Annotated in this window: 24 protein-coding genes; 7 read left to right on the top strand and 17 right to left on the bottom strand. The window is 61.2% G+C overall.

What is annotated here, in order from left to right:
* Position 1 precedes the first annotated feature (1 nt).
* The gene (locus tag BLR31_RS08235; RefSeq protein WP_090594561.1) at positions 2-2404 is read right to left on the bottom strand and encodes a circularly permuted type 2 ATP-grasp protein; all 2403 of its coding nucleotides are present in this window, start codon (positions 2402-2404) and stop codon (positions 2-4) included.
* Positions 2405-5743: a transglutaminase family protein gene (locus tag BLR31_RS08230; RefSeq protein ID WP_090594896.1), complete on the bottom strand. Its 3339-nt coding sequence runs from the start codon at positions 5741-5743 to the stop codon at positions 2405-2407.
* Positions 5744-5887: 144 nt separating this feature from the next.
* Here BLR31_RS08230 and BLR31_RS08225 point away from each other — a divergent pair, with 144 nt between their 5' ends.
* Positions 5888-6520 carry a trimeric intracellular cation channel family protein gene (locus tag BLR31_RS08225; protein WP_090594558.1) on the top strand — a complete coding sequence of 211 codons (633 nt, stop codon included), beginning with the start codon at positions 5888-5890 and terminating at the stop codon, positions 6518-6520.
* Here BLR31_RS08225 and BLR31_RS08220 read toward each other — a convergent pair.
* The 6 genes from BLR31_RS08220 to BLR31_RS08195 all read right to left on the bottom strand — a co-directional run bounded on the left by BLR31_RS08220 (position 6502) and on the right by BLR31_RS08195 (position 12133).
* The gene (locus BLR31_RS08220) at positions 6502-7638 is read right to left on the bottom strand and encodes a succinylglutamate desuccinylase/aspartoacylase family protein (RefSeq protein ID WP_090594555.1); all 1137 of its coding nucleotides are present in this window, start codon (positions 7636-7638) and stop codon (positions 6502-6504) included. The two genes, BLR31_RS08225 and BLR31_RS08220, sit on opposite strands and share 19 nt — an antisense overlap.
* A 3-nt stretch (positions 7639-7641) precedes the next feature.
* Positions 7642-8400, bottom strand: coding sequence for an ABC transporter permease (locus BLR31_RS08215; RefSeq protein WP_090594552.1), 759 nt, complete (start codon positions 8398-8400; stop codon positions 7642-7644).
* 3 nt (positions 8401-8403) lie between these two features.
* The gene (locus BLR31_RS08210; RefSeq protein WP_244504983.1) at positions 8404-9243 is read right to left on the bottom strand and encodes an ABC transporter permease; all 840 of its coding nucleotides are present in this window, start codon (positions 9241-9243) and stop codon (positions 8404-8406) included.
* Positions 9244-9306: 63 nt separating this feature from the next.
* Positions 9307-10059, bottom strand: coding sequence for a transporter substrate-binding domain-containing protein (locus tag BLR31_RS08205; protein WP_090594546.1), 753 nt, complete (start codon positions 10057-10059; stop codon positions 9307-9309).
* Positions 10060-10129: 70 nt separating this feature from the next.
* Positions 10130-10897, bottom strand: coding sequence for an ABC transporter ATP-binding protein (locus BLR31_RS08200; RefSeq protein ID WP_090594543.1), 768 nt, complete (start codon positions 10895-10897; stop codon positions 10130-10132).
* A gap of 294 nt (positions 10898-11191) precedes the next feature.
* On the bottom strand, positions 11192-12133 hold the full coding sequence (locus tag BLR31_RS08195; protein ID WP_090594893.1) for a nucleoside hydrolase: 942 nt from the start codon (positions 12131-12133) through the stop codon (positions 11192-11194).
* 512 nt (positions 12134-12645) lie between these two features.
* Here BLR31_RS08195 and rirA point away from each other — a divergent pair.
* The 4 genes from rirA to BLR31_RS08170 all read left to right on the top strand — a co-directional run bounded on the left by rirA (position 12646) and on the right by BLR31_RS08170 (position 15857).
* Positions 12646-13101 (top strand): iron-responsive transcriptional regulator RirA, encoded by a 456-nt coding sequence (rirA, locus tag BLR31_RS08185; RefSeq protein ID WP_090594890.1) that lies wholly within the window; start codon positions 12646-12648, stop codon positions 13099-13101.
* A 42-nt stretch (positions 13102-13143) separates the two neighbouring features.
* Positions 13144-13638, top strand: coding sequence for a GNAT family N-acetyltransferase (locus tag BLR31_RS08180; RefSeq protein WP_090594537.1), 495 nt, complete (start codon positions 13144-13146; stop codon positions 13636-13638).
* Positions 13639-13983: 345 nt separating this feature from the next.
* Positions 13984-15138, top strand: coding sequence for a class C beta-lactamase (ampC, locus tag BLR31_RS08175; protein ID WP_090594887.1), 1155 nt, complete (start codon positions 13984-13986; stop codon positions 15136-15138).
* A gap of 215 nt (positions 15139-15353) precedes the next feature.
* Entirely contained in the window at positions 15354-15857 is a 504-nt protein-coding gene (locus BLR31_RS08170; protein ID WP_090594535.1) for a hypothetical protein, read from the top strand.
* A gap of 3 nt (positions 15858-15860) precedes the next feature.
* On the opposite strand, the gene BLR31_RS08165 is transcribed toward BLR31_RS08170, so the two are convergent.
* The 5 genes from BLR31_RS08165 to BLR31_RS08150 form a co-directional block, all read right to left on the bottom strand.
* On the bottom strand, positions 15861-16988 hold the full coding sequence (locus BLR31_RS08165; protein ID WP_090594531.1) for a pyridoxal-phosphate dependent enzyme: 1128 nt from the start codon (positions 16986-16988) through the stop codon (positions 15861-15863).
* 78 nt (positions 16989-17066) lie between these two features.
* Positions 17067-17480 (bottom strand): response regulator, encoded by a 414-nt coding sequence (locus tag BLR31_RS08160; protein ID WP_090594529.1) that lies wholly within the window; start codon positions 17478-17480, stop codon positions 17067-17069.
* 200 nt (positions 17481-17680) lie between these two features.
* On the bottom strand, positions 17681-17854 hold the full coding sequence (locus tag BLR31_RS21660; RefSeq protein ID WP_176762569.1) for a hypothetical protein: 174 nt from the start codon (positions 17852-17854) through the stop codon (positions 17681-17683).
* Between the two features lie 120 nt (positions 17855-17974).
* Entirely contained in the window at positions 17975-18187 is a 213-nt protein-coding gene (locus BLR31_RS08155; RefSeq protein WP_143009346.1) for a hypothetical protein, read from the bottom strand.
* Between the two features lie 50 nt (positions 18188-18237).
* Positions 18238-18447, bottom strand: coding sequence for a cold-shock protein (locus BLR31_RS08150; protein WP_090594884.1), 210 nt, complete (start codon positions 18445-18447; stop codon positions 18238-18240).
* A 257-nt stretch (positions 18448-18704) separates the two neighbouring features.
* On the opposite strand from BLR31_RS08150, the gene BLR31_RS08145 reads away from it, so the two are divergent.
* Complete coding sequence (locus BLR31_RS08145; protein WP_090594524.1) at positions 18705-18902, top strand: hypothetical protein; 198 nt, start codon at positions 18705-18707, stop codon at positions 18900-18902.
* 87 nt (positions 18903-18989) lie between these two features.
* Complete coding sequence (locus BLR31_RS21655; RefSeq protein ID WP_176762568.1) at positions 18990-19127, top strand: hypothetical protein; 138 nt, start codon at positions 18990-18992, stop codon at positions 19125-19127.
* 25 nt (positions 19128-19152) lie between these two features.
* Here the strand turns inward: BLR31_RS21655 and BLR31_RS08140 are convergent, their stop codons facing one another.
* The 4 genes from BLR31_RS08140 to BLR31_RS08125 form a co-directional block, all read right to left on the bottom strand.
* Complete coding sequence (locus BLR31_RS08140) at positions 19153-19533, bottom strand: response regulator (RefSeq protein ID WP_090594521.1); 381 nt, start codon at positions 19531-19533, stop codon at positions 19153-19155.
* A 24-nt stretch (positions 19534-19557) separates the two neighbouring features.
* A complete protein-coding gene (locus BLR31_RS08135; RefSeq protein WP_244504981.1) occupies positions 19558-20598 on the bottom strand; it encodes a sensor histidine kinase in 1041 nt (346 codons plus the stop codon).
* Positions 20595-22031: an ATPase domain-containing protein gene (locus tag BLR31_RS08130; protein WP_090594880.1), complete on the bottom strand. Its 1437-nt coding sequence runs from the start codon at positions 22029-22031 to the stop codon at positions 20595-20597. Before BLR31_RS08130 ends, BLR31_RS08135 begins: the two co-directional genes overlap by 4 nt.
* Positions 22032-22757: 726 nt before the next feature.
* Positions 22758-23399: a TetR family transcriptional regulator C-terminal domain-containing protein gene (locus tag BLR31_RS08125; RefSeq protein ID WP_090594518.1), complete on the bottom strand. Its 642-nt coding sequence runs from the start codon at positions 23397-23399 to the stop codon at positions 22758-22760.
* Positions 23400-23518: the final 119 nt, after the last annotated feature.

Genomic DNA, 23518 nt, shown 5'->3' with positions numbered 1-23518 from the left:
CCTAAAAGTACATCTCCGCGATGAGATCGGAGATATGGGCGAGACCCGCGCTGATGGCATTGAGCGTTTCGACGCTGACGTCGCTCGCATCGATTACCGCCAACTCGGTCTGGAGCTTGAGCGCAGCTTTTGCCGCCGGAGACAATTGCCCATCGACATAGCCGCGCGGCAATTCCTTGAGCTGTGCCAGAAGTTCGGTCAGCTGGAACATGACCGAGCGCGGATTGAGTGGGTCGGTGATCAAGAGCTCGATGGCGCCGAGATTGCCATGGCCATACCCGTATCGACGGCGGTGCGTCATGACGCTGTCACCGATCTCGAGCAGCATTTCTGTGGCGCCCTCGGGTGCGTCGGGATCGCAAAGCCAGGTGGCGATATCGGCGATCTGGATGCCCCGTTCGAGGCGCCGTCCAATTTCGAGGAAGCGCCAACCTGCAAACCGATACATGTTTTCATGCACAAGGCCGGAAAAGCCTGCCAGCTTGCGCAAAAGCACGGTCATGGCTCGCGTGGCGTCGTCGCCGGGCTTGATTGCACGCGCAAATCGGCGTGACGTCTTCTGAAGATCGGTGAGCGCCAGCCAACCATCGGGCGAGAACCGGTCGCGGATCTGGCTCGCCGACCGCACCGATCCGTCGATGACGGCCAGCAGTCCCGCCGGCACAGGCTCGGCGGTATCGATGCCCAGAGGTTCAAGGTATTCGGTCGTGGCGACCAGAAGCGGGTTATCTTCTCGGCCGAGTTCGGCAAGGCGCAGATGCCAGGAGCGCAAGATTCGCACCGAGGCTTCGCAACGCTCGGCATAACGCCCTAACCAAATCAGATTGTCGCCCGCACGCGAAGGCAGATTGCCTGAAGGATTGCGTTCGATGGCGCGCTGGGAGCCTGTCAGCAGCGAAACCTGTTCGACCTCGCTGTCGCTCACCACCCAGACATCCGCTGCCTGTCCGCCGCGCTGCATGGCGATGGCCGCGGTATCGAGCGAATAGCCAACCCGCGCAAATCCGCCGGGCATGATCGACCATCCATTAGCTGTGCGGGCGGCATAGACCCTGAGGGTCACTGGGCGCGGCTCTAGCGCGTCTCCGACGTAGACGGGGGCTGTCGAGAGCTTGACGGCTTCCTGAGCTGCAAATGCCTTGGGATCGGCTTCGATGCGGGCTAGAAGGTCCGCGCGCGCCTTCGTGTCGAGTTCGGCTGCAGCCAATGTCTCGCCTGCGTCGTCGATAGCGAGCAGCGTCGAAAGCGCGGGTCCGACCAGCATGTCCTCGATATTATCGCGCACATAGTCCCGCGCAGCCGTTCCGCCGCACCACCATGTGGCGATATTGGGCAGCGCGAGATCCGACCCCAACCGCGACCGGGCAATGGCCGGTAGAAATGCCCCAAGCGCTCGCGTTTCGAGAATGCCCGCGCCCAGCGAATTGACGAAGCCGACCGAGCCTTGCCGTACCGCTTCAGTGATGCCGGGCGTGCCGATGTGGCTATCCTGATTGAGTTCGAGTGGATCGGTAAAGCTGCCATCGAGCCGGCGCCATAGCACGGTTATCGGCTTGAGCCCCGATACCGTGCGCACCATCACTTCGCCATTGACGACAACGAGATCTTCCCCCTGCACCAGCAAGAAACCGAGATAGCGCGCGATATAGGCGTGTTCGAAATAGGTTTCGTTGAGCGGTCCGGGCGTCAGAATAGCTACGCGGCCCGACCCATTGCCTGCCATGTCGGTCAGCGAATTGCGGAAATCGCGGAAGAAGCCGGCCAGGCGGTGCACGTTGAGATCTGCATAGATGTCGGCAAGGGCGCGCGTGGTCGCTACGCGGTTTTCCAGTGCAAATCCCGCGCCCGATGGAGCCTGGGTGCGGTCGCCCAGAACCCACCAGCGCCCGTCAGGGCCACGGCCCAGCTCGAAGGCGCAAAAGTGCAGATGATGTCCGCCCATTGGGTGAACACCGACCATGGGGCGCAAGAATTCCGGGTTGCCCGCGATCAGCTCGGGCGGGAGTAATCCTTCTCGCACCAGTTGGTTGTCGCCATAAATATCGCTGAGCACGTCCTCCAAAAGATCTGCGCGCTGGGCGAGACCGGCTTCGATATGGCGCCATTCGGTTTCGGCGATCAGCAGCGGAATATGGGCCAACGGCCAGTCTCGTTCGCCCTGTTCCAGCCCGTCATACATTCGGTAGAAAACGCCGGCGTCTCGGAGGTATTGGTCGGCGTGCTGGAAGCGGTCGGTCAGTTCTTCATGGCCCAGAGCATCGAGCGCCGTCATGAATTTCAGCCAGCCGGGTTTGACGGTGCCATCGGGGGCGACCATTTCATCGGACACGCCCGAAATCGGCCGATAAGCGCCGATCAGATCAGGCATCTTGCGCGGCCTGGCGCGGGAGAGGCGGGAATCCATCTAAAGCCACTCGTGAGGTCGCCTTAGATCCAGCGTCAGAGGAAACTCGGGCGCGGGCGCTTCGGCCGGCAAATCATAAGAGCCGGCACTATGTCCGGACGCCACGAACCGCGCAAGACGTCTTGCTTCGGCCTCGTTGGCATTCACAGGAAACGTTTCGTAATTGCGGCCCGCCGGATGAGCGACATGATAGACGCAACCGCCGACCGCGCGCCCGGTCCAGGTGTCATAGACGTCGAAATGCAGCGGTGCATCGACCGGTCGGGTCGGATGAAGACCAGATGCGGGCTGCCAAGCCTTGTACCGCACGCCGGCAACCGAAACGCCGGAACTGTCGGTAGGCGTCAGCGGCACAGGGCGTTGGTTGCATGCTACGCGATAGCGTTCAGGTTCGAGCCCCGAGAACTTGACTTCGATCCGCTCGACCGAAGAATCAACATACCGCACCGTGCCGCCGATGGCGCCGGTTTCGCCCATGACGTGCCAGGGCTCGAGCGCCTGGCGCAGTTCGAGCGTATGTCCCGCCACTGTGACCTCGCCACAGAAGGGAAAGCGGAACTCAAGCTGGGCTTCGAACCATTCGGGATGGATATCGAACCCGTGCTCGCGTAGATCGTCGAGCACATCGAGGAAGTCGGCCCACACATAATGGGACAGCATGAAGCGGTCATGCAGGCGCGTGCCCCAGCGCACCAGCTTGCCGGTGATCGGGGCCTTCCAGAAACGGGCGACCAGCGCGCGCATCAGGAGTTGTTGCGCCAGGCTCATGCGGGCGTTGGGTGGCATTTCAAAGCCACGAAACTCGACTAGTCCCAAGCGCCCAGTCGGTCCATCGGGCGAGAACAGTTTGTCGATACAAATCTCGGAGCGATGGGTGTTGCCCGCGACATCGACCAGCAGATTGCGGAACAGCCGATCGACGACCCAGGGCAGGGGCGGCGTGCCCTCGCCGCGCTTTGGGACTTGCGCGAGCGCGATTTCGAGCTCGTAGAGACTGTCATGCCGCGCTTCGTCGATCCGCGGCGCCTGGCTGGTCGGGCCGATGAACAGCCCGGAAAAAAAGTAGGACAACGACGGATGGCGCTGCCAATGGAGGATGAAGGATTTCAGCAGATCGGGCCGACGCAGGAACGGGCTGTCGTTTGGCGTCGCGCCGCCAACGACCACATGGTTGCCGCCGCCGGTGCCGGTGTGCTTGCCATCGATCATGAATTTATCTGCACCAAGCCGCGCCTGTCGGGCCTCTTCATAGACCGCTTCGGTGATCGCGACGCATTCCGCCCAGTTGGATGCGGGATGGACGTTAACTTCTATCACACCGGGATCAGGCGCGACGCGCATGACGTTCATGCGCGGGTCTGACGGCGGCGAGTAGCCCTCGATATGCACAGGCAATCCGAGCTTTGCCGCAGCCGTTTCGGCGGCTGCGATCAACTCGAGATAGTCCTCCAGGCGCTCTGTGGGCGGCATAAAGACGGTCAGCCGACCATCGCGCGGCTCGACCGAAAGCGCCGTCCGTACCTTGCCCTCGATATCGGTGATTTCCTGCTCGACGCGGGGTTGAACGATCACATCGTCGATAGCTAGGCTCGCGGTAGGAAGATCGCGTTCGTCGGGCTCTGGCAGCATCGCCTCGCGGGGTGGCAAGGGCGCGCGCGTAACGAAAGGGTCTTCCGGCACGATATGGGGGTATTCGCTCTCGGGCACGTGTGGAAGCGCACCGAGGGGCAGGCGATAGCCGACTGGCGAATCGCCTGGCGCCAGATAGAGCTTGCCGCGACGCGTCTTCCAGACCTCACTGAGCCATTTGGACGGCTGGGCCGGAGCGTTCCATTTCTGGACCGGCAGAACGTATCCGCTGGGCTCGGTCAGGCCCCGTTCGAACACCCGCGTCATGCGCTGACGCTCTTCGGGGTCCTTGAGCTTTGGATTGGACGGATCGACGTTTTCGGGAAGATTGCCTTCCTTCAAAATCCAGTCCGCGGGGTCTTCATAGGCTGGTTGGATCGTCGAGCCATCCAGTCCGATTGCGTGCGCGAACTCGTGAATAAAGGCTTCTGCTTGTTCAGGGGTGGGTGTTGCCTCGGATTTTTCGCGTGCGATAAGGTCGGGATTGGACCAGACGGGCTCGCCGTCCTTGCGCCAATAAAGCGAAAAAGTCCAGCGTGGCAGCGTTTCGCCGGGATACCATTTGCCCTGCCCATAATGGAGAAACCCGCCCGGCGCAAAGCGCTGCTGCAGGCGGCGGATCAGGATATCGGCCTTTTCGCGCTTGGTCGGCCCCACCGCATCGGCGTTCCATTCAGCCGCTTCGAAATCGTCTATTGAAACGAAAGTCGGTTCGCCGCCCATGGTGAGCCTGACGTCCATATCGGCAAGCTGTTGGTCGATCCGTGTCCCCAGCGCGGTCAGATCGGACCATGAGGCATCTGAAAAGGGCTTGGTAATGCGCGGGTGCTCGGCGACACGCGTGACTTGCATGTCGAAGTCGAACTCGACATTGGCAAAGCTCGCGAGGCCTGAAATTGGCGCGGCATTGGAGTAATGAGGCGTTGCGGCAAGCGGGATGTGGCTCTCGCCGGTCAGAAGGCCCGACGTCGGATCGAGCCCCACCCAGCCGGCGCCGGGAAGGAAAACCTCACACCAGGCGTGCAGGTCGGTGAAATCCTTTTCCGTCCCCGAAGGGCCATCAAGCGCCTTGAGATCGGGCTTGAGCTGGATCAAATAGCCTGAAACGAAACGGGCCGCGAACCCGAGATGCCGCAACAAATTGACCAGCAGCCACCCGGTATCGCGACAACTGCCCTTGGACTTTTCCAGTGTCTCTTCAGGCGTTTGGACGCCCGGTTCCAGCCGAACGATATAGCCGATCTGGCTCTGCAGCCGCGCGTTGAGGTCGACAACGAAATTGACCGTATTGCGCGGCGTCCGGTCGATCGACGCGAGCAAATCCTTGAACAGCGGACCAAAGCTCGGGTCGGGCTTACGATAGATTTCGAGATCGGGCGCAATCGCTTCGGGATAGTCGAACGGCCAGATCTCGGCTTCCGGCTCGACGAAGAAATCGAACGGATTATAGACAGTCATGTCGGCGACGAGATCGACTTCGATCTTGAGCTCGGTCACCGGTTCGGGGAAGACGTAGCGGGCCTGAAAGTTTCCGTAGGGGTCTTGCTGGACGTTCACGAAATGATTGGACGGCGAGACCTTGAGCGAGTGGCTCAGCACCTTGGTGCGCGAATGGGGCGCGGGCTGTAGGCGTATGATCTGTGGTCCAAGCGTTACGGGCCGATCATACTTGTAGTGCGTGAGATGATAGATCGCGGCTTTGATCGCCATCGGCAGACCTTCCAAGAGATTCCCACGCTCGCGCCACAACGATAGCGGCAAAGCACGGACGAACGCAATCGTGCTTTACGGGCAATGTGTTAGCGGCCATGGTCGGTGTCATTAAGGCACCAGTCCAGATTGTCGGAGGGCACCATGCTGCTTCATACCATATTTGTCATCGCGCTAGCCGCGGAATCGATGACAGCGGCACTGGCGGCGGGACGCCGCAACATGGACTGGTTCGGTGTGTGCGTCCTGGGCTGCGTCACGGCCCTGGGTGGCGGCACGACGCGCGATCTCCTGCTGGGCCATTATCCATTGCTCTGGGTCGAGCAGCCCGCCTATTTGCTCGTGACCATCGCGGCGGCCCTATTCACCATCGCCGTAGCACGCGTGATGGAGAGGCTGAAGCTGATCTTCCTGCTGCTTGACGCCCTGGGGCTGGTGGTTTTCACGATCACCGGCTGCATCGTCGCCATGGAGATGGGACAACCGGTCCTGATCGTGATCGTTGCGGGGATGATCACTGGCTGCGTCGGTGGCGTCTTGCGCGATGTCCTCTGCAATGACGTGCCGCTGCTCTTTTCGGGCGAGCTTTACGCCACGGTATCGGCGATCACCGCTTGCGTATTCTATTTTGGCCTGCAGGCGGGTGTGCCCATCGATCTGATCGCGCTTATCGCCATGGGTATCGGGTTCACGCTCCGGACGCTGGCGATCGTCTTCAAGATCGAGATGCCGCGGTTTGTCTATTCGCCCGTCCGGGATCAATCCTCCAAGAGATAACCTTCGCGACCGGGGATGGGCTCTGTACCGACAATCTTGGCGATGGAATTGCCGGGAACGACATATTTCGCGACATTGCGCGAAATAACCCGACCAGCGGTGTTGGCCACGACGGGTGTGCGCTTTGTGAAGGCGTGGGGGCCGTCGAGCGCGATGAGATCGGCAATGGCTTGACCCTTTTCGACAACGTCGCCGAGTTCGACGCGGTAGGCCAAAAGCCCGGCTTGTTCGACGCGCAACATTTCAGTTGCGCTGAGCGGCAGCGGCGCGGGCGCCGGGGCCACTTTCGGTGCCGTGCCGGAGACAAATCCCTTGGCGATAAGGAAATTGAATAGCCGCCGCGCGTCGTCGCGGCCCATGTCGTCATAAACATCGGGCTGGCCACGATATTCGAGTGTGGCCGCGCGTGCGGAAAACGGGATGGGCGTGTCTGGGTGGGCGGCCCGCAGGCGCGTCCAGAGGGATGGCCAGACTTCGTCGAAGGAACCGCCACCGGAATCTTCCGCAGTCAATTGCGCGACCGACCCCATATGGTCCGCCAGTTCCTGCAATTCGGCCATTGAATCCGGCGTAACAAACAGATGGACCAGCGCTTCGTTGTCACAATGGAGATCGAGGACGTAGTCGGCGTCATGGGCTTCGGTCATCACCAGATGCCGTAGTTTTTGCATTGCTGTGACTGGCGTCTGTGCCTCCAGCCAGTCACGAATAGCATCGCGGATCAAACCGACATTGGCCTCCGCATCGTCTCCAAGCCGTCGTCCAACGCTGTCCCCGATTGCAGCAAACAAATCCGGCCAGCGGCGGTTGAAATTTGTGCCCGACCGGAAATCGTAGCGGCCGATATGGCTATGGAACAGGTGCTGCCCCATGCCCAGCGGGTTGACCATGGGCAGGACCGAAAACCGCGCGGAGAGATCGCCCTTTTCATCGGCGGCCTGAAGCAGAGGCAGCAAATGGTGGAGCGCCATGATGCCAGGCTGTTCGTCGGCGTGGAGCGCGGCCTGCATGTAGATTTTGGTTTTGGCGTCCGCCGGCCCAATGCGGAAGATCGTCAACTCGGTCGTGGTGCCGGGTGCATCGGCGTCGATGCGGCGGGTGATGCGTTCGAAAGTCATGGGCTACCGGATGTATTTGGGACCGAAGCGGAGACGGGGGCGGCTTGCCGTCCTCTCCTTGGGCATGTGGCGCATCAGGCGCTCATAGACCAGCCCGAAGATGAAAAAGATCACCATCGAGATGGCCAGGAACCATAGCGCAGCGACGGAAAAATGCAGAAACGCGTTGTAGTCACGTTCGAAGAAATTGCGGGCGGTATTCATGATGTCACGCTGGCCATCGATCACGGGCAAGGTGAAATAGACCAGCGCCGTCGCATGGAAGAGAAACACCACCTCATTGGTATAGGCGGGCCACGCAATGCGGATCGTATTGGGCCAAGTGACGGTCCGAAACACTTGATAAGGCGTCATGCCGTAAGCGCGGGCCGCCTCAAGCTCACCACGCGGGACGGTGCGCAGGGCACCATAGATGATTTCGGCGGTGTAGGCTGTGGTGTTCATCACCAGTGCCAGGGGCCCGATAAACAGCGGGTTCATCATGAGCCATGAAATGCCCATCGGGCGCCACCAAACGGCGTTGAGGGCCAGCATGATCGAATAGAACATGAAGAACTGGATAAACAGCGGCGAGCCCCGGAAGGCGTATACATAGGCCGATGCCAGGCCGCGTATGATCGGGTTCTTCGACGTTTTGCCCAGCGCAAACAGCAGCGCGAACGCAAAGCCGATCGGAAGCGAAACGGCAGCAAAGTAAAGGTTGAAGAGGGCCGGCTCGGCGTATTTCGGGATTTCGCGGAGCAGCGTTTCGATGATGGTCATCGCCTAGCCCTCCTCCGGCATGCCGCGACGCGCCCAGAGATTGAGCCTGTTGAAGGCCTTTTCCGAGAGCAGGGTCACAAGGATATAGAAGACGAAAAGGGCGATGTAATAAGCCCAGCGCCAGTCGCCATGCACGAGGCCGGCTTGAGGAAGGAAGTTTGGAGAGCCCAGTTGGCCCGCCCACCAGACGATATCGGCCACCTGGAGCAGTGACAGGAGCGACGTTGCCTTGATCAGCAGCATCCAGACGTTTGAGAGGCCGGGAAGGGCATAGACCCACATCTGGCGTACATGGATGCGTGTAAGGACCTGAAAGTCGCTCATGCCATAGGCGCGGGCTGCTTCCAGCTGCCCCTTGGGCACCGCGCGCATCGCGCCGTGAATGACGTTGGCGGTGAAGGCGCCGTAGATGATGCCGAGCGAAACGCAGGCGAGGATCAGGTACTGATTGGTCGTCAGCAGCCAGTTCGCTTCGCGGCAGGGCGGCCACTTTGCCTGGGTTGCGGCAATGGATTCAGGTGTGCAGACCTGCATCGCCAAGACCCATTCGACAGCCTGCTCGAATGCGAGGGGGAAGAACAGAAAGAACAATACGTCCGGTATGCCGCGCACCATACCGACATAGACCGATCCTACGGCGCGCAGGGGCGCAAAGCGCGAGGCCTTGGCCATCGCACCCAATAGACCGAACACAAGCGCCAGTATGGCGCCAAAGACCGCGGCCATGATGGTGAAGCGAAAACTGGCGTACCAGTTGAGGTGCTTGCCGTTCGTGAGGTAGCCGATCCAGAAGGCGATGTCTTCGCCCACAAGATCGTAAAGCCAGAAGGCTTCCGATTCCACGCCCATGCCCCTTGCGAGATGTGCCCGGCGACAGCGTCGCCGCCGCCGGGAACGTGATTGAGATTACTCGGTGTAAGCGGCTTCGACGCCGTCGAACCACTCGGCGCGCAGGGCGTCGACTGTGCCATCGGCCTTGAGCGCGGTCAGGGCTTCGTCGAGCGTTGCGAGAAGTTCTGTGTCTTCCTTGCGGACGCCACCGCCGACGCCACCACCGACGGCGACATCTTCGCCAACAAATTCAAGGGCACCACCGGAATTTTCAACGACGGGCTCGAGCGAGGAGCCGTCGGCGAGCACCACGTCCACATTGCCTGCAGCCAGATCGGCGATCGACTGGTCGAAGGTGGCAAAGGACACAACGGTGTTCCCGTCAGCGAAGTTTTCTTCAACGAAGGCGGCCTGGATGGTGTTTCCCTGAACGCCGATGCGCATGCCGCTCATGTTGTCGAAGTCGACTTCAGTGCCTGCGGTAACGATGTATTTGGAGGGGTCGACCGGAAAGTAATCCTGGGTGAAGTTGATGGTCTCGAGGCGTTCGTCGGTGATCGACATGCCGGCCATGATCACATCGTAGTTGCCTGCGACGAGGTTGGGGATGATCGAATCCCAATCGTTCTGGACGATCTCGCAGGTCATGCCGGTGTGCTCGCAGAGCGCATTGGCGAGGTCGATTTCGTAGCCGGCCAACTCGCCGGAATCATTGACGAAATTCCAGGGTGCATATGCACCTTCCGTGCCGACGCGCAGGGTGTCCTGGGCATGTGCGGCGGATGTGAGAGCTGCAAGTGCAGCGGCGGCGATAAGTGCCTTTTTCATTATCGAGTTCCCTCAATTGGTTGGTTGGCGTTTGCGACCGGGTCCCTTTGCATGATGGTTGACGCCCCGGTCAGGCGTGTCCTGCGGCGCTCAGAAACTGGCGCAGCCGGTCGGATTTGGTGGCCCCGAAAATCTCTTCGACCGTCCCTTGTTCCTCGATCTTGCCGAGGTGGAGAAAGACAATCTTATCGGAGACTTCGCGGGCAAATTTCATGTCATGGGTCACCAGCATCATTGTGCGGCCTTCGTCGGCAAGCATCTTGATGACGCGGAGAACTTCCACTTCGAGTTCGGGGTCGAGGGCCGATGTGGGCTCGTCGAACAGCATGATCTTGGGGTTGACGCAGAGGGCGCGGGCGATGGCGGCGCGCTGTTGCTGGCCGCCTGAGAGTTGGGCTGGGAAGGCATCGGCCTTGGCGGAAATGCCAACCTTTTCAAGGAGTTCGAGCGCCTGGCTTTTGACTTCGTCGGCGTTGCGCTTTTGAACGCGCAGCGGCGCTTCCATGACATTTTCAAGGATCGTCAGGTGCGACCAGAGGTTAAAGGATTGAAAAACCATGCCTAATTCGGACCGCACGCGGCGCAGCTGGGCGGCGTCGGTTGGGTGGCGGTCGGGGCCTTCGCTTGAAAGGGCAACTTCCTCGCCATCAACCAGCACATGGCCCTGATTGGGCACTTCAAGCATGTTTATGCAGCGCAGCAGTGTGGATTTGCCCGATCCTGACGACCCGATCAATGTCACGACGTCGCCGGCGTTCGCCGTAATGGAAACGCCCTTGAGGACTTCAAGATTGCCGAAGGATTTATGGATGTCCCTCAGCTCAAGAATATGCACCATAAATGCGGCTTAACCCATTGTTGTAACGCGTGCTTCGTGTCCGGCCGTCATGCCCCGCGCAACTGGCGCGGCCGGTTGATCGCGACAGAAAACCAGAAAGCGGGCGCTTTACAAAGCGAAAAGCAACCAAGGGGCGACTTTTCCCGACCAAACGGTAAAAATTCCGCGCCGCCCAGCATGGGCAGCGCAGATGCATATGCGGGGCGCACAACCCCGCATATATGGCTCGAGATCGGAGAAGCCCGGCTATGTGCGGTGTTCCAATTCTTGAGTTTGTGGCCCCCAATGCGGAAATTATGGGAGCGAGGCGATTTTTTCGGCCAGAAGGGCGTAAAACGCATCCGAATTTCCGCTGCGAATGAAGGTCGCGTTGCGGGGACGATCGGTGACGTGCCAGTAGTCGGCGACGGTCATCCCGCGGGTCAATTCGCTCGCGCATTCGATTTCGACATTGCACAAGCGGCCTTCGAAAATTTCGGGCGCCAGCAGCCATGCGATGACGCAGGGGTCGTGCAGGGGCGCGCCGGGCCAGCCGTATTTTTTCAGATCGAAGCGTTCGGAAAATCCGAGCATGGCGGCGACGGCGGCACCCGATGCGTTGCCCGCCGATGTGAAGGCCGCGATGCGCTCCGGGGTGCCGAGCATCTGATGGGTGACATCGAGCGGCATGATGGTGATGGGTGCGCCCGAGGCCATCACGGTCTTGGCGGCTTCGGGATCGACATAGATATTGAATTCGGCGGCAGGGGTGATGTTGCCGACCTCGAAATAGGCGCCGCCCATCAGGACGATCTCTGCGATGCGCGGAGCGATGTCGGGCGCCTTGATGAGTGCCATGGCGATATTGGTGAGCGGGCCGAGGGCGCAGAGGGTGACGGTGCCTTCGGGTTCGGCGCGGATGGTGTCGATGATGAAATCGACGCCGTGCTGGTCCTCGAGCGCGATCGTCGGCTCGGGCAGATCGGGGCCGTCAAGGCCGGTCTGGCCGTGGACGTGTTCGGCGGTGATCAGTTTTCGCGTCAGGGGGCGGGCGCAGCCGGCGAAGACGGGGACTTCGGGGCGACCGGCGAGTTCGACGATCTTGAGCGCGTTTTTCGCATTCTGGGCAAGACCCACATTGCCGGCGACGGCGACGATGCCCAGGACGTCAAGCTCTTGAGGGGAGGCAAGTGCCAGGAGGATGGCGACGGCGTCGTCCTGTCCAGGGTCGGTATCGATGATGATCTTGCGGGCCAAATTCTGCTCCTTACGATTCGCGGTGGGGATCGTAGCCAAGCGTGAGGGAAAGGGAAGGGGCGGGCGCGGTGGTTGGGGTTGGCGCTGCGTGGGCCCTCGGGTCGGGCCCTAGGGTGACGGGTGGGGGTGGGGTGACGGGTGGCTGGTGGCTGTGTGGGGGCAAGCCCACAGGTGTCATCCCGGGCGGAGACCCGGGATCCAGTATGCTCGAGGTTGGTGGGATGCTGGGGGCGCCATTTGTCGCGGAGGATACTGGGTCCCGGCGCAAGGCCGGGATGACAGGTGTTGGTTGGGGCGGGTGCTTGCTGGGCCCTCGGGTCGAGCCCGAGGGTGACGGGAGGGGGAGGACCAACAGGTGGGGTGGGGGTGCTGCGCCACTCAAACCTGAACAGCGGCGTCAGGTTTAATTGACTTACTTTAGAATTGTTATAATGTTTGCGCGGATCGCGTCTGGGGTTATGGTGCGATTCAAGAGATGAATGCGGTGCGCCGCGTCGAGCAAGGGTCTATCCATGAGACTGACACGCCAATCGAGCTATGCCGTTCGCACGCTCATGTATTGCGCGATCAATTCGCCCGATCTTTCGCGCGTCAGCGACATCGCCAAGGCCTATGGCATATCCGAGCTGTTTTTGTTCAAGCTGATCAAGCCGCTTGTCGAGAACCATCTGCTGGACACGGTGCGTGGTCGGCATGGCGGCATTCGGCTGGGGCGGGCGGCGTCGGAAATCACGCTGCTCGACGTCATCAAGCTCACCGAGGAAAATTTCGCGCTGGCGGAATGTTTCGAAGGTGGTGAGACGAGCTGTCCGCTGGTTGGCGGGTGTGAGTTGAACGCCGCGCTGCACGAAGCGCTCGAAGCGTTCTTTGCCGTTCTGCGCTCCTATACGATTGCCGACCTCACCGACAAACGCCGCGCCATGCGCTCGCGGCTGGGGATCGAGATGCTTGGGCTGGAGCTGAACTAGAGTTCAGGCGCCCCGGCGGCAAGCGCAGGGAGAGCGCGCGCCATGCAGGCCTATCGTTTTCGCCCTGTTACGGTTTCCGATCTTCCGATGATCCATCGCTGGCTGGAGACGCCGGCGGTGCGCCAATGGTGGATCGATGCCGAGGGCAATCCCGCCGATCCGATCATGGCCGACGATCTCGATGAACCGGATGTCGAGAGGTGGATCGTCTCGTTCGAGGGGCGGTCCTTTGCCTATATGCAGGATTACGATCCGCACGCGGTCGAGGGGCATCATTTTTTTCATCTGCCGCCGGGGTCGCGCGGCATCGACCAGTTTATCGGCGAGCCCGACATGCTCGGGCGGGGGCATGGCACTGGTTTTATCCGCGCCCGTATCGATCAGCTCTTTGCCGCCGGCGCCCCGGCCATCGGCACCGACCCGCATCCCGACAACGCCCGCGCTATCCGGACCTATGAGAAGTTGGGGTTCGTGCGCAAGGACGTGCGGCAGACGGACTGGGGGCGGTGTTTGTTGATGGAGCGGTGGGCGGGGTAGGGGGCTGGTTTCGACCCCAAAGCGGTCTTTAGCAGCCAATCTGTGAAATCCTCGAAGCTGCCAGCAGTATCAACTGAGGCAAAATGGATTGGGTTCCGCGTGGTCCTCTCCCAGTGCGGCTTCAAGCCTGTGAGGCGGGTGGGGGGGCGCAGATCGCAGGCACCACCAGACAGTCTCTGAATTTGGAAGACTTTAGGCTATGAGATGCAGGTGGGGACAGCGTGTTGATATTTACCCACCATAAACCATCATGAGTGACAGCCTTTTGCGCTGCCCCAATGGTGTCACGCAGCCGCGGTCTTTTCCGCCGCGTGTAAATTTACACAAACTGGAAAGAGAAAAATGATGCGTCACTTCATCAATCTGGCGTTGCCAGCGTGCCTCGTCTTCTGCCCTGTTCTGGTAAATGCGGCTGATCACCCCGAACTTGCTGTTGCCGTCGATCACGCGTTCGCGCCGCTCATGGAAGAGTACGACGTCCCCGGCATGGCAATAGCCATAACCATCGACGGCCAGCACCACTTCTTTAACTATGGGGTCTCCTCATTGGAGAGCGGAGACCCGGTCACCGAGCACACGATTTTCGAGCTTGGTTCGGTGAGCAAGACTTTCACGGCAGCACTGGGCGGCTATGCTCTGGCGCGAGGCGAGCTCACACTCGATGAGACGGCATCGCGCTACATCCCTGAACTTAAGGGATCGCCTATCGACAAAGCCACACTGGCGCATCTGGCAACCTATACCGCCGGCGGGCTGCCACTCCAGTTCCCTGATGGCATCGCCACGGACGAAGAAGCTTTGTCCTATCTCGCCGGGTGGCAGCCCGATGCGGCCCCGGGTGAAGTCCGGCGCTATTCCAATCCCAGCATCGGGTTTTTTGGCCATCTGGCAGCACGCGCGTTGGACGACGAATTTTCCAAACTGCTGGAAGAAAAGATCTTGGCGGGTTTGGACCTAGATCACACGTTCGTTCGGGTGCCGGAAAGCCACATTGCCTCGTACGCCTGGGGCTATGACGCCAACAATCAACCCATCCGGGTCAATCCCGGCCCTTTTGACGACGAGGCTTATGGGGTGAAGTCCAGCGCCGAGGATATGATCGCCTTTGTGGATGCAAACATCCATCCCGAAGTGCTTGATCCAGATTTGCAGCCTGCCATCGAAGCCACGCACGTAGGCTACTTCAAGGTTGGCCCTATGACCCAGGGCCTGGGGTGGGAGCAGATGCCATATCCGCTGACGGCGGAGGAACTTCTGGCGGGCAATTCCAGAACTATGGCGATGGAGCCCAACCCAGCTGCGGCATTGGCAGCAGATGAGGGAGCGTCAGGAGCCACCCTCTTTGGCAAGACCGGGTCAACTAACGGTTTTGGCGCGTACGTGGCCTTTGTTCCAGAGGAAGCTATCGGCGTCGTTATGCTCGCTAACAAGAACGTGTTCATGCCAGCACGGATTAATGCCGTGCACACGGTGCTTGAAGCACTCACTGCCATGGATTGACCTTGACGCTGTGAGTGATTTGCCCCGCCGGCCATCCGGCTGGGGCCGGTGACGCATTCCGTGAGGCGTCTGCTTTCCGAGGTGTCTGCCGGAAAGCAGACCGTCCGTTTGCCACCCCAAAGCCGCCATATCATCGGACGTATGTCTCGATGCTTACAGGAACATTCCCGGACCCGGGACATTGGGAATTAGGTCCCACTGTTCTGGAGTGAGAGATGTTGAGACTGGCTGCACTGGGGGTTGTCGTTGGGTTGATGGCCGGAACACCGTCTGCGCTGGCGCAGAGTGGGTATGGGTGGGAGCCTTATATCGACCCCGTCTATGGCTTTTCGGCGGATTTGCCATTGGGGGCTTTTGAGGTCGTCGATGCGGAGGGGACGCCGGGACTTGCGCTCAGCGAGATCGGCGGGGTGGCTACCATCAACCTCAATGGTGGGTCGGCGCAGGGCATGACGCGCGCGGCGTTGGAGGCCCAGCTGGAAACGGCTGCGCGCGCAGCGACGACGACGTATCGCGCTGGAGGGGAGTCCTGGTTCGTTTTGTCGGGCTATTATGACGATGGCGCGTTGGACGACACGATCTTTTACACAAAAGTTCTGTTCTCGCCCGATCACGAGACCTTCGCGGCTTTCGAAATCACCTTCCCGGCACGAGACAAGCCGCGCTTCGAAGCCCTGGTCGAGCATTTCGAGGACAATTTTACGCGGCCTCGGAGTTAGAGTTCAGGCGCCGATGCTGGCCTCGGGGGCGAGGGTGGCGAGGATCGTCTTGAGGGTGTCAAGGATTGCGAGGTCCGGGGACGGGGTGGGCGCGTCTCCGGCGTAGGTGTGTTTAAAGCCCGATGCGGTGATGATGGCGACGGTGCCGGGGGTGGCGAGATGGGGTTCGCGCATCAAAAGGGCGATTGCGGCGCAGGCGGAAAATTCAGCATCGAGGCCGTCGTATTTGAGGAGGGCGGCGCGGGCGGAGGCGAGCTCGAGGTCGGTGACGGCTTCGGCAGAGCCGTTGCTGGCGCGGACGGCGTTGAGGACGCGCGTGCCGTCCTGGGGGTAGCCCGCGAGGCGATCGGCGATGGCGGCGGCTTTGGTCTCGACGGAATCGTCCCACGGTGCGACATCATCATGGCCGAGGGCGAAGGCGCGGGCGATGGGCGCGCAGCCGGCGGCCTGGACGGCGACAAGCTGGGGCAGCGGCAGGCCGGCTTCGGCAAGGCCGTTGGCGGTGCCGATGAGGACCGGGCCGGCGCTGACCGGGGCAAGAATGCGAGCGATGGGTTGGGTCATCTGGCCAGCGAGTTCGCGGCCGATGGCGCGGCACCCCCATTCCGCCCATGGCGAGGCGAAGGTCGAGTAAAGCTTGAAAAAACCGAGGGCTTCGGACAGGCGGTCGGCAAGGGCGTAGGACTGGCTCGGCCCTTCTCCAGCGCGAATGAGGATAGCGCCGCGGCTGGTGACCGGGCGGAGGCGCTCGATGGGAACGGTGGTCGGCACGATTGCGACCATGGGCAGGCCGCGTCGGGCGCAAAGGGCGGCGGCCGATATGGCGGCATTGCCGCTCGATGGGACGACGATTCCGGGGCAATCGGGCTGGCGGGCTAAAAGTTCGCCGAGGCTGGCGGCCATGATGCGGTCCTTGAACGAGCCGCTGAGATGGCTGCCTTCATATTTGAGCCAGATGTTTTCGAGACCCGGGATGCGGGACGCCATGAGCTGAGACCATGCGTTGGCCGGATGGGCCCAATAGGACTCGGGGAGCGGATCGGCGATTTCGACGATCGCGCCGGCGGGGCCATAGCCGAAGGTCGCGGATGTGCGCGCGGTTTTGAGCGTGAAAGAGTCTGCAGCCGGCACTGAGCAAACCTTGAGATTTGGAGTCGCTGGGGAGGTTAGGGGCTGCCGGGCGGCGTGTCACGTATCGGGTTGCCGGCTCTATGTGGCGCGTTTGAGGAGGCGTTCGGGCTTTCTGCCGTCGGGGAGGATATTCTGGAGGTGTTCGATGACGACGTCGGCGCTGAAGGGCTTCTGGATGAAAACCGCGCCGTCGGGGAGGTCGCCGGGGCGCGGCTTGGCCATGCCGGAGGCGACGAGGATGCCCACATGGGGCCATTTTTCCGCGCATTCGCGGGCGAGATCGAACCCGGTGCGGGCCCCGGGGGGCATATGGACATCGGTAAAGAGCAACTGGATCGACGCTGGCGCTGCGTCCAGGATGGCCAGCGCTTCCTCGACATTGTTGGCTTCGTGAACACGAAAGCCGGCGTCCTCGAGGATGGATACGGCGTCGAGGCGGATGAGGGCATCATCGTCCGCGACCAAGGCGTAGGGGGTAAACTGATCTGACATGACGCTCTCGCTGTTGGCCGGGAACTGGCTAACGACACAGACGCGATTTCGATCCAACAACGGTGCGCTGTCGGTGTGCGGTCAGGTCAGGCCATGAACCGCGACGACGTATGTGACGATGGACAGTGCACCGGTGAGGGCCAGCCAATTGGCGGCTTTCTGGTGCCAGTGCAGACCGATGCGCGCGGCGATCGGGCGGCTCACGGATGGAGCGTGGGGGCGAGAGCGAGGGGTGTCAGGACGGGAGCGAGCGGGGCCAGCGCACGGGCGAGCCTTGGATATTGCGCGTGGTCGAAATCCGAGCCGAGCCTTGTGGGAATGGCGTGCGGAAACGCAATGATCTTGGATGCCGAAGGGGCGAGGGGGAGGCGCATTGTATCGTCCTCGAATTGTCCGGCGCAGGGCCGGAACGCGTATCTCGGGCCGGTTGGCTCAAGGGGTGACCGAGGCAAGTGGGCGAAGTTCGTCCACACTTGGCACAGGGTCTTTTCGTATCAGGTCGCGGCTTTGGCGCGGCGGCGCGATTTGAGCTGGGCCGTACGCTCGGCAATGGTGCGCGCTTCGGTGGCGAGGCGCAGGGCCTTGAGCCGTGCGGTTTTCTCGCGAACGGCGCGCTGTTCGTCCTCAAGGGTCGTCATGGCCGCATCTTCACGGCGCACAAGGGCGGCAAAGCGGGTTTCGGCGACCGAACGGAGGTTGCTTGTCATGGTGGTATCCTGTCGAAAAAGGGCCGCCGATCCGGCGACCCTCATAATTATCAGTCTGCAGACTGCAGGTTGGTGGCCGAGACCTTGCCGTCGCGACCGGATTCGAGATCGTAGGAGACCTTCTGGCCTTCATTGAGGGTCGACATGCCAGCGCGTTCGACGGCGCTGATGTGGACGAAGGCATCCTTGGATCCGTCGGTCGGCGAAATGAAGCCGAAGCCCTTGGCGGAATTGAAGAACTTTACTGTGCCATTGGTCATGGAAATATCTTTTTCGGTTGGCTCGGACGAAAGACGCGAGCGCAATTGCCGCCCGCATGATTGCAGGTTAGGCGCGTTCGCAAAAATCGTGGGGTCGCCAAGCAATCCGGCTGAGCCGGTGATCAGTCTGCCAAAGATGGCTGAAAACGTAACTCTTTATGCGCCCTACCCGGACAAATAGCAAGGGCAGTGGCAATTGCCGGTCTTGAGGCGCATAGTGTGGCCGCGCCGGGTGCCCGGAGGAGGCGGTGCTCTCAATGAACGATAACGACAATCTGCGCGATGTGGTGCGGTCCGACATGCGGCAGTTCGCCGAGCGGCAGCGACACAATCGCGAACAGGTCGATCGCTACAAGATCATCAAGACCTATGCCGATCGGTTCGATCATATCGCGTTCCACGACATCGAGACCGTGGTGCTCGACGAAGCGGGCCGGGCGGGCGTGCATCTTTAGGCACGACGCAGGCTTCGCGGCGATGACGTCATCTGGCGGGGACCATCTGGTTCCTGCAATTTCATTCAAACCGAGGATACAACCGACATGGCCAAGGGTCAGAAACGCAGCAATCGGGAAGTCAAAAAGCCCAAGCAGGAAAAGACAGGCAAGGTCGAGGCGTCAACGCCCGCCGACCAGTTCAAGCGCGCCATCGACGCGGGGAGCCCGCGCGGCAAGAAATAGAAAAAGAGCGGGCGGCGGCCCTAAATCAGGTGCGGAAGAGTTCCAGCTTTTCGCCAAGCTGGGCCTCAAGAACAGGCTTGCCCAAGGTGGCAAGCGAGACATTTCCGTGCGCGGCGGCAACCTGTTCCTGACCGGTGACGAAGACGCTGTCGATGCCGCGCTCCTTGAGCCAGGCGGCGGCTTGGGGACCGGTCGGGCCATCCTTGAGGTCGATATCGACGAGGACGCCGTCGACTTCGAGGTCCTTGAAGATGTCCTGCAACTGGGTGAAACTGTCGGCCGAACCGACGAATATATGGCCCAGATCCTCGACCATCTGCTCGACATGGAAGACAATCAAGGGATTGTCCTCCAGATAGAAAATACGGAGCGGTCTGGAGAGCCGGGACGGCGTGGGGTCTTGCATAGGCATCTAACGTCGTCGATCGATTTAAGTTGCTGCCGATATTCGCGAAAGTGGTCCCTCTGCCGTGACCCGCAATCCTTGCGGTTCGAAGTGGAAAACCGGCTTGGTGCCGAGGATTCCGCCAAGGGCCGCGCGCACGTAGCGGGTGCCGTATCCGGCCTGGGCCGGCGTCTCGACCAATGGGCCGCCACTCTCCTGCCATTCCAGCGCAAGTTCGGGTAGGGGACCGCCGGTCGTCGACCAGACAAACGATACGCTTCCGCCCGGGGCCGAGAGGGCTCCATACTTACTGGCATTGGTCGCGAGTTCATGCAGACAGAGGGCGAGCGACGTGCCGGTTTCGGCCATCAGCATGACGGGAGGGCCGCCGAAAACGATGCGGTGGCCCATGGTGCTGCGATAGGGCTCGAGGGTGATCGTTGCGACGTCCTCGAGGGAAATGTTGTCGGTTTCCGCCTTGAAGACCGCTGAGTGCACCTTGTCGAGGGCGTTGAGGCGACCCCTGAAATCGTCGGCGAGCGCTTCGACGGAGGTCGCGTTGCGGCGCGTCATTTCAAAGATCGACGAAACGCTGGCCAGGATGTTCTTAACGCGGTGGTTGAGTTCGCGCCGCAGCTCGACTTCGCGTTCGATATGATCGCGCACATCGCGCTGGCGGTGACGGGCGAGAAGGGCGGACTGCACGCCGCTAAGCAGTTCGACGGTAGTGACCGGGCGGCGGTAAAAGAGCAGGCGGGAGCGGGGCCAGGCGCGTTCCAATTGCGTGCGGACGCGGCCGTCATTGGAGGCGCGATCGAGCAGGACGACGATTGGGATTTCAGACCAGTCGGGCTGGGATCGCACGTGCTCGGCGACGCTGGAAATCACGACGGGTGTGAGCGCTTCATGGGTGGCCATGAGCACGGCAGGCGCGTTCGCCAGAAGACCGCTGAGGTCGTCCGTGCTCGAACCGATTTCGCAATGCACCTCGTATTGGCCCAACAGATGAGCCAAATATTCCGCATCCCGGCGATAGGGTGCCAGGATGAGAACGTGGTCGAATAAGGACGCGGTGTTCTTGGTCACGGCTCCGGCAGCGGGTTGTAGGGGACGACCTTGATGCCCGAGCCGGCGATCAGCAGTTCGTGGACTTCGAGATCGTGCGGGCCGTGGCGTTTCTTGACGACGGTGATGTTGCGGCGTAGCCGGCCGTCGTGCTCGGTCAGACGCAGCAGCAAGACCGTATCGCCCAAAAAGCTCACATCGACGTCGAGGCCGACATTCTGGCCGAGCAAGCCGTGCTGAGCGACGATGAGCATGGTGAGAACGCCGGCGCGCGCCAGATATTTCAGCAGCGACTGGATATCGCGCACTGCCTTTTCGCGGTGCGGCAGCGAGTTGAGGTAGCCGGTAAAGCTGTCGATCACCACGACGCGACTGTCGTCGTTGGTGACGATGGTCTGGACGATCTGGGCGAATTCGCCCGGCGAGATTTCGTTGGGGTTGAAGTCGCGAATGATGAGCTGGCCGGACTCGTGATAGGGCCTGAGGTTCATGCCCAGGCCTTCCGAGCGGCGGAAGAAGGTCTCCAGGCGCTCTTCGAACAGGAACAGCGCAACGCTTTCCCCGCGCTCGAGTGCGGCGCAGGAATAGAGCGACGCCATGGTTGATTTGCCGGTGCCCGACTGGCCGATGACCAGCGTTATGGTGCCCGCTTCCTGACCGCCCCCGAACATGGAGTCGAGCGTATCAACGCCCGATTTGATCAATTCGGTGGGCTTGGCTTCCACAGCGGCGTCCGCGACGATGCGTGGGAAGACGACGACGCCCTGGCCCTCGCGAATGGCCATGTCATGATAGCCATCGGCAACGGGCACGCCGCGCATCTTGGAAACTTCAACGCGGCGGCGGACGGCGCCGTAGTCCTCGAGCGATTTGTCGAAGCGGATGACGCCATGGGCAATGCCTTCGACCTCTTCGCCATTGCGGCCGTCGCCATCCTGGGTATCGAGCAGAAGTGCGACGACGTTGCGCTTGGCGAGGAAGGCTTTGAACCCGATCAATTCGCGCCGGAAGCGGGGGGAGTCGCCGGTGATGAGGCGAATTTCGAGAAGGGAGTCATAGACCAGGCGACTGGGCTTGTACTCGTCGATGGCCTTTTCGATAGCCTGGCGGGTTTCATCGAGCCGGAGTTCGGAGGTCTGGAAGATCGTCTGGTCCGACGAGCCATTGACGGCGTCGGAGGCCGAGAGTTCCTCGATCCGGATGCCATCCATCGACCAGCCATGGGACGCGGCGATGAGGGCGAGTTCGTTCGCGGTCTGGGAAAGGCTGACATAGATGCAGCGCTCGCCGGCTTCGACGCCTGCGAGCAGGAACTGCAGCGCTGCCGTGGTCTTGCCCGCGCCGGGCGCACCCTGGAGCATGTAAAGATTGGAGGGGGGCAGACCACCTCTTAGGATCGTATCCAAGCCAACCACGCCGGTGGATATAGGCTTGGCCTTCTTTTGCTTGGTCATATGCAACGCCTCGTCTGTTCCGCCCATTGCTAACACCGGTCCGACGCAAGCGCGAATAGTATTTTGCCCAAGAAACAGGCGGTCAGGGCAATGTTGCATCCGGCGGATGAACGGGGCGTCCATGACGCCAGAAATTTTAATTGTGACCTTTACAGTCATGTTTATGTGCGCTAGGAAAAGCGTGCAGGAGTGAGGCCTGCCCCTTGGTCCTGCAGGCGGAGCGCCAAAGCCGCTTGCAGGACCTTTTTCTGTTTTCGCTGATGTGTTTTGGGGCGCTCCTAGAGGGGGGCGGGTTTGCGCGTGGGCGTGAGGGTAGAGGTGGTTGGGAGATAATTTAGGTTGGGGATGTGGAGAGATGGGTCCTAGGGTCGAGCCCGAGGATGACGGTTGGGGGCGTGGCCGCCGTTGTCGTCCCGGGCGGAGTTCAGGGTACGGGGAGAGAGTAGCTACCATCTGTCGTCCCGGGCGGAGACCTGGGATCCAGTATGCTCGGGGGCGGAGATTGGGCGTTGGTGGCTACCAATTGATGCGGAGCATACTGGGTCCCGGCTCAAGGCCGGGATGACCGGTGGGGGTGGGGTTGGCGGTTTGGAAGATGGCGTGGGGTGTGGTTGCGGAGAGATGGGTCCTCGGGTCGAGCCCGAGGATGACGGTTGGGGGCGTGGCCGCTCATCGGACTGCCGGACACCCTCTTCCAAAGGGAGAGGGTTCGTCCCGGTTGCAGCTTTATTTCTTAGGGCTCAGGCCGTGGAGGAAGAGTTGGTCGAGGAAGCGGGCGGCGTCTTCGAAGCGGCCTTCGGCGCCGCGTTCGCGGCCGAGGACGGCGCGGACCTGAATGTCGAAATCGGCGTAGTGCTGGGTGGTGGCCCAGATTGAAAAGATCAGATGATACGGATCGGTCTTGGCGAGTTTGCCCTGGGCCATCCAGCCCTTGATGATCTTGGCCTTTTCATCGACCAGGTTTTTCAGATCGGTGTGCAGGATATCGTAAAAGCCGGGGGCGCCGCGGAGCATTTCGTTGGCGAACAGGCGGCTTTCGCGCGGGAAGTCGCGGCTCATTTCGAGCTTGCGGCGGATATAGGACTGAATTTCGGGCAGGGGGTCGCCGGCCGGGTCCATCTCGCGCAGGGGTTCGAGCCAGGTATCGAGGATGCGGGCGAGGAGCGGGGCGTGGATGTCCTCTTTCGATTTGAAATAATAGAGCAGGTTCGGTTTGGACATGCCGGCGGCCTCGGCGATCTGGTCGATGGTCGAGCCGCGGAAGCCGAATTTGGAGAAGACGTCGAGCGCGGCTTCGAGAATCACTTCCTGCTTTTCACGCTGGATGCGCGTCACCGGGCGGGTGGCCTCGGCCTCGTCAGTGGTCATTCGGCATGCCTCCCAGGACCGGCGGGGAAGGCCCTGCCGGTTGATGCCCGTGTGTGTGTCGTCAGTTCATGAGGCGGAATTATACCCCTTGAACGTTGAATGGAGAGTGCTAGAATTTT

The sequence above is a fragment of the Pelagibacterium luteolum genome, assembly GCF_900100665.1.
Lineage (GTDB): Bacteria > Pseudomonadota > Alphaproteobacteria > Rhizobiales > Devosiaceae > Pelagibacterium > Pelagibacterium luteolum.
This window is presented reverse-complemented; position numbering and strand designations above follow the sequence as displayed.

Coding starts and splice junctions, on each gene's coding strand:
- BLR31_RS08150 (WP_090594884.1), bottom strand. CDS start 18,447: ATGACCAATGGCACAGTAAAGTTCTTCAATTCCGCCAAGGGCTTCGGC.
- ampC (WP_090594887.1), top strand. CDS start 13,984: ATGCGTCACTTCATCAATCTGGCGTTGCCAGCGTGCCTCGTCTTCTGC.
- BLR31_RS21660 (WP_176762569.1), bottom strand. CDS start 17,854: ATGCGCCTCCCCCTCGCCCCTTCGGCATCCAAGATCATTGCGTTTCCG.
- BLR31_RS08170 (WP_090594535.1), top strand. CDS start 15,354: ATGTTGAGACTGGCTGCACTGGGGGTTGTCGTTGGGTTGATGGCCGGA.
- BLR31_RS08205 (WP_090594546.1), bottom strand. CDS start 10,059: ATGAAAAAGGCACTTATCGCCGCCGCTGCACTTGCAGCTCTCACATCC.
- BLR31_RS08235 (WP_090594561.1), bottom strand. CDS start 2,404: ATGGATTCCCGCCTCTCCCGCGCCAGGCCGCGCAAGATGCCTGATCTG.
- BLR31_RS08145 (WP_090594524.1), top strand. CDS start 18,705: ATGAACGATAACGACAATCTGCGCGATGTGGTGCGGTCCGACATGCGG.
- BLR31_RS08230 (WP_090594896.1), bottom strand. CDS start 5,743: ATGGCGATCAAAGCCGCGATCTATCATCTCACGCACTACAAGTATGAT.
- BLR31_RS08225 (WP_090594558.1), top strand. CDS start 5,888: ATGCTGCTTCATACCATATTTGTCATCGCGCTAGCCGCGGAATCGATG.
- BLR31_RS08215 (WP_090594552.1), bottom strand. CDS start 8,400: ATGACCATCATCGAAACGCTGCTCCGCGAAATCCCGAAATACGCCGAG.
- BLR31_RS08180 (WP_090594537.1), top strand. CDS start 13,144: ATGCAGGCCTATCGTTTTCGCCCTGTTACGGTTTCCGATCTTCCGATG.
- BLR31_RS08220 (WP_090594555.1), bottom strand. CDS start 7,638: ATGACTTTCGAACGCATCACCCGCCGCATCGACGCCGATGCACCCGGC.
- BLR31_RS08155 (WP_143009346.1), bottom strand. CDS start 18,187: ATGACAAGCAACCTCCGTTCGGTCGCCGAAACCCGCTTTGCCGCCCTT.
- BLR31_RS08130 (WP_090594880.1), bottom strand. CDS start 22,031: ATGACCAAGCAAAAGAAGGCCAAGCCTATATCCACCGGCGTGGTTGGC.
- rirA (WP_090594890.1), top strand. CDS start 12,646: ATGAGACTGACACGCCAATCGAGCTATGCCGTTCGCACGCTCATGTAT.
- BLR31_RS08140 (WP_090594521.1), bottom strand. CDS start 19,533: ATGCAAGACCCCACGCCGTCCCGGCTCTCCAGACCGCTCCGTATTTTC.
- BLR31_RS08160 (WP_090594529.1), bottom strand. CDS start 17,480: ATGTCAGATCAGTTTACCCCCTACGCCTTGGTCGCGGACGATGATGCC.
- BLR31_RS08200 (WP_090594543.1), bottom strand. CDS start 10,897: ATGGTGCATATTCTTGAGCTGAGGGACATCCATAAATCCTTCGGCAAT.
- BLR31_RS08125 (WP_090594518.1), bottom strand. CDS start 23,399: ATGACCACTGACGAGGCCGAGGCCACCCGCCCGGTGACGCGCATCCAG.
- BLR31_RS21655 (WP_176762568.1), top strand. CDS start 18,990: ATGGCCAAGGGTCAGAAACGCAGCAATCGGGAAGTCAAAAAGCCCAAG.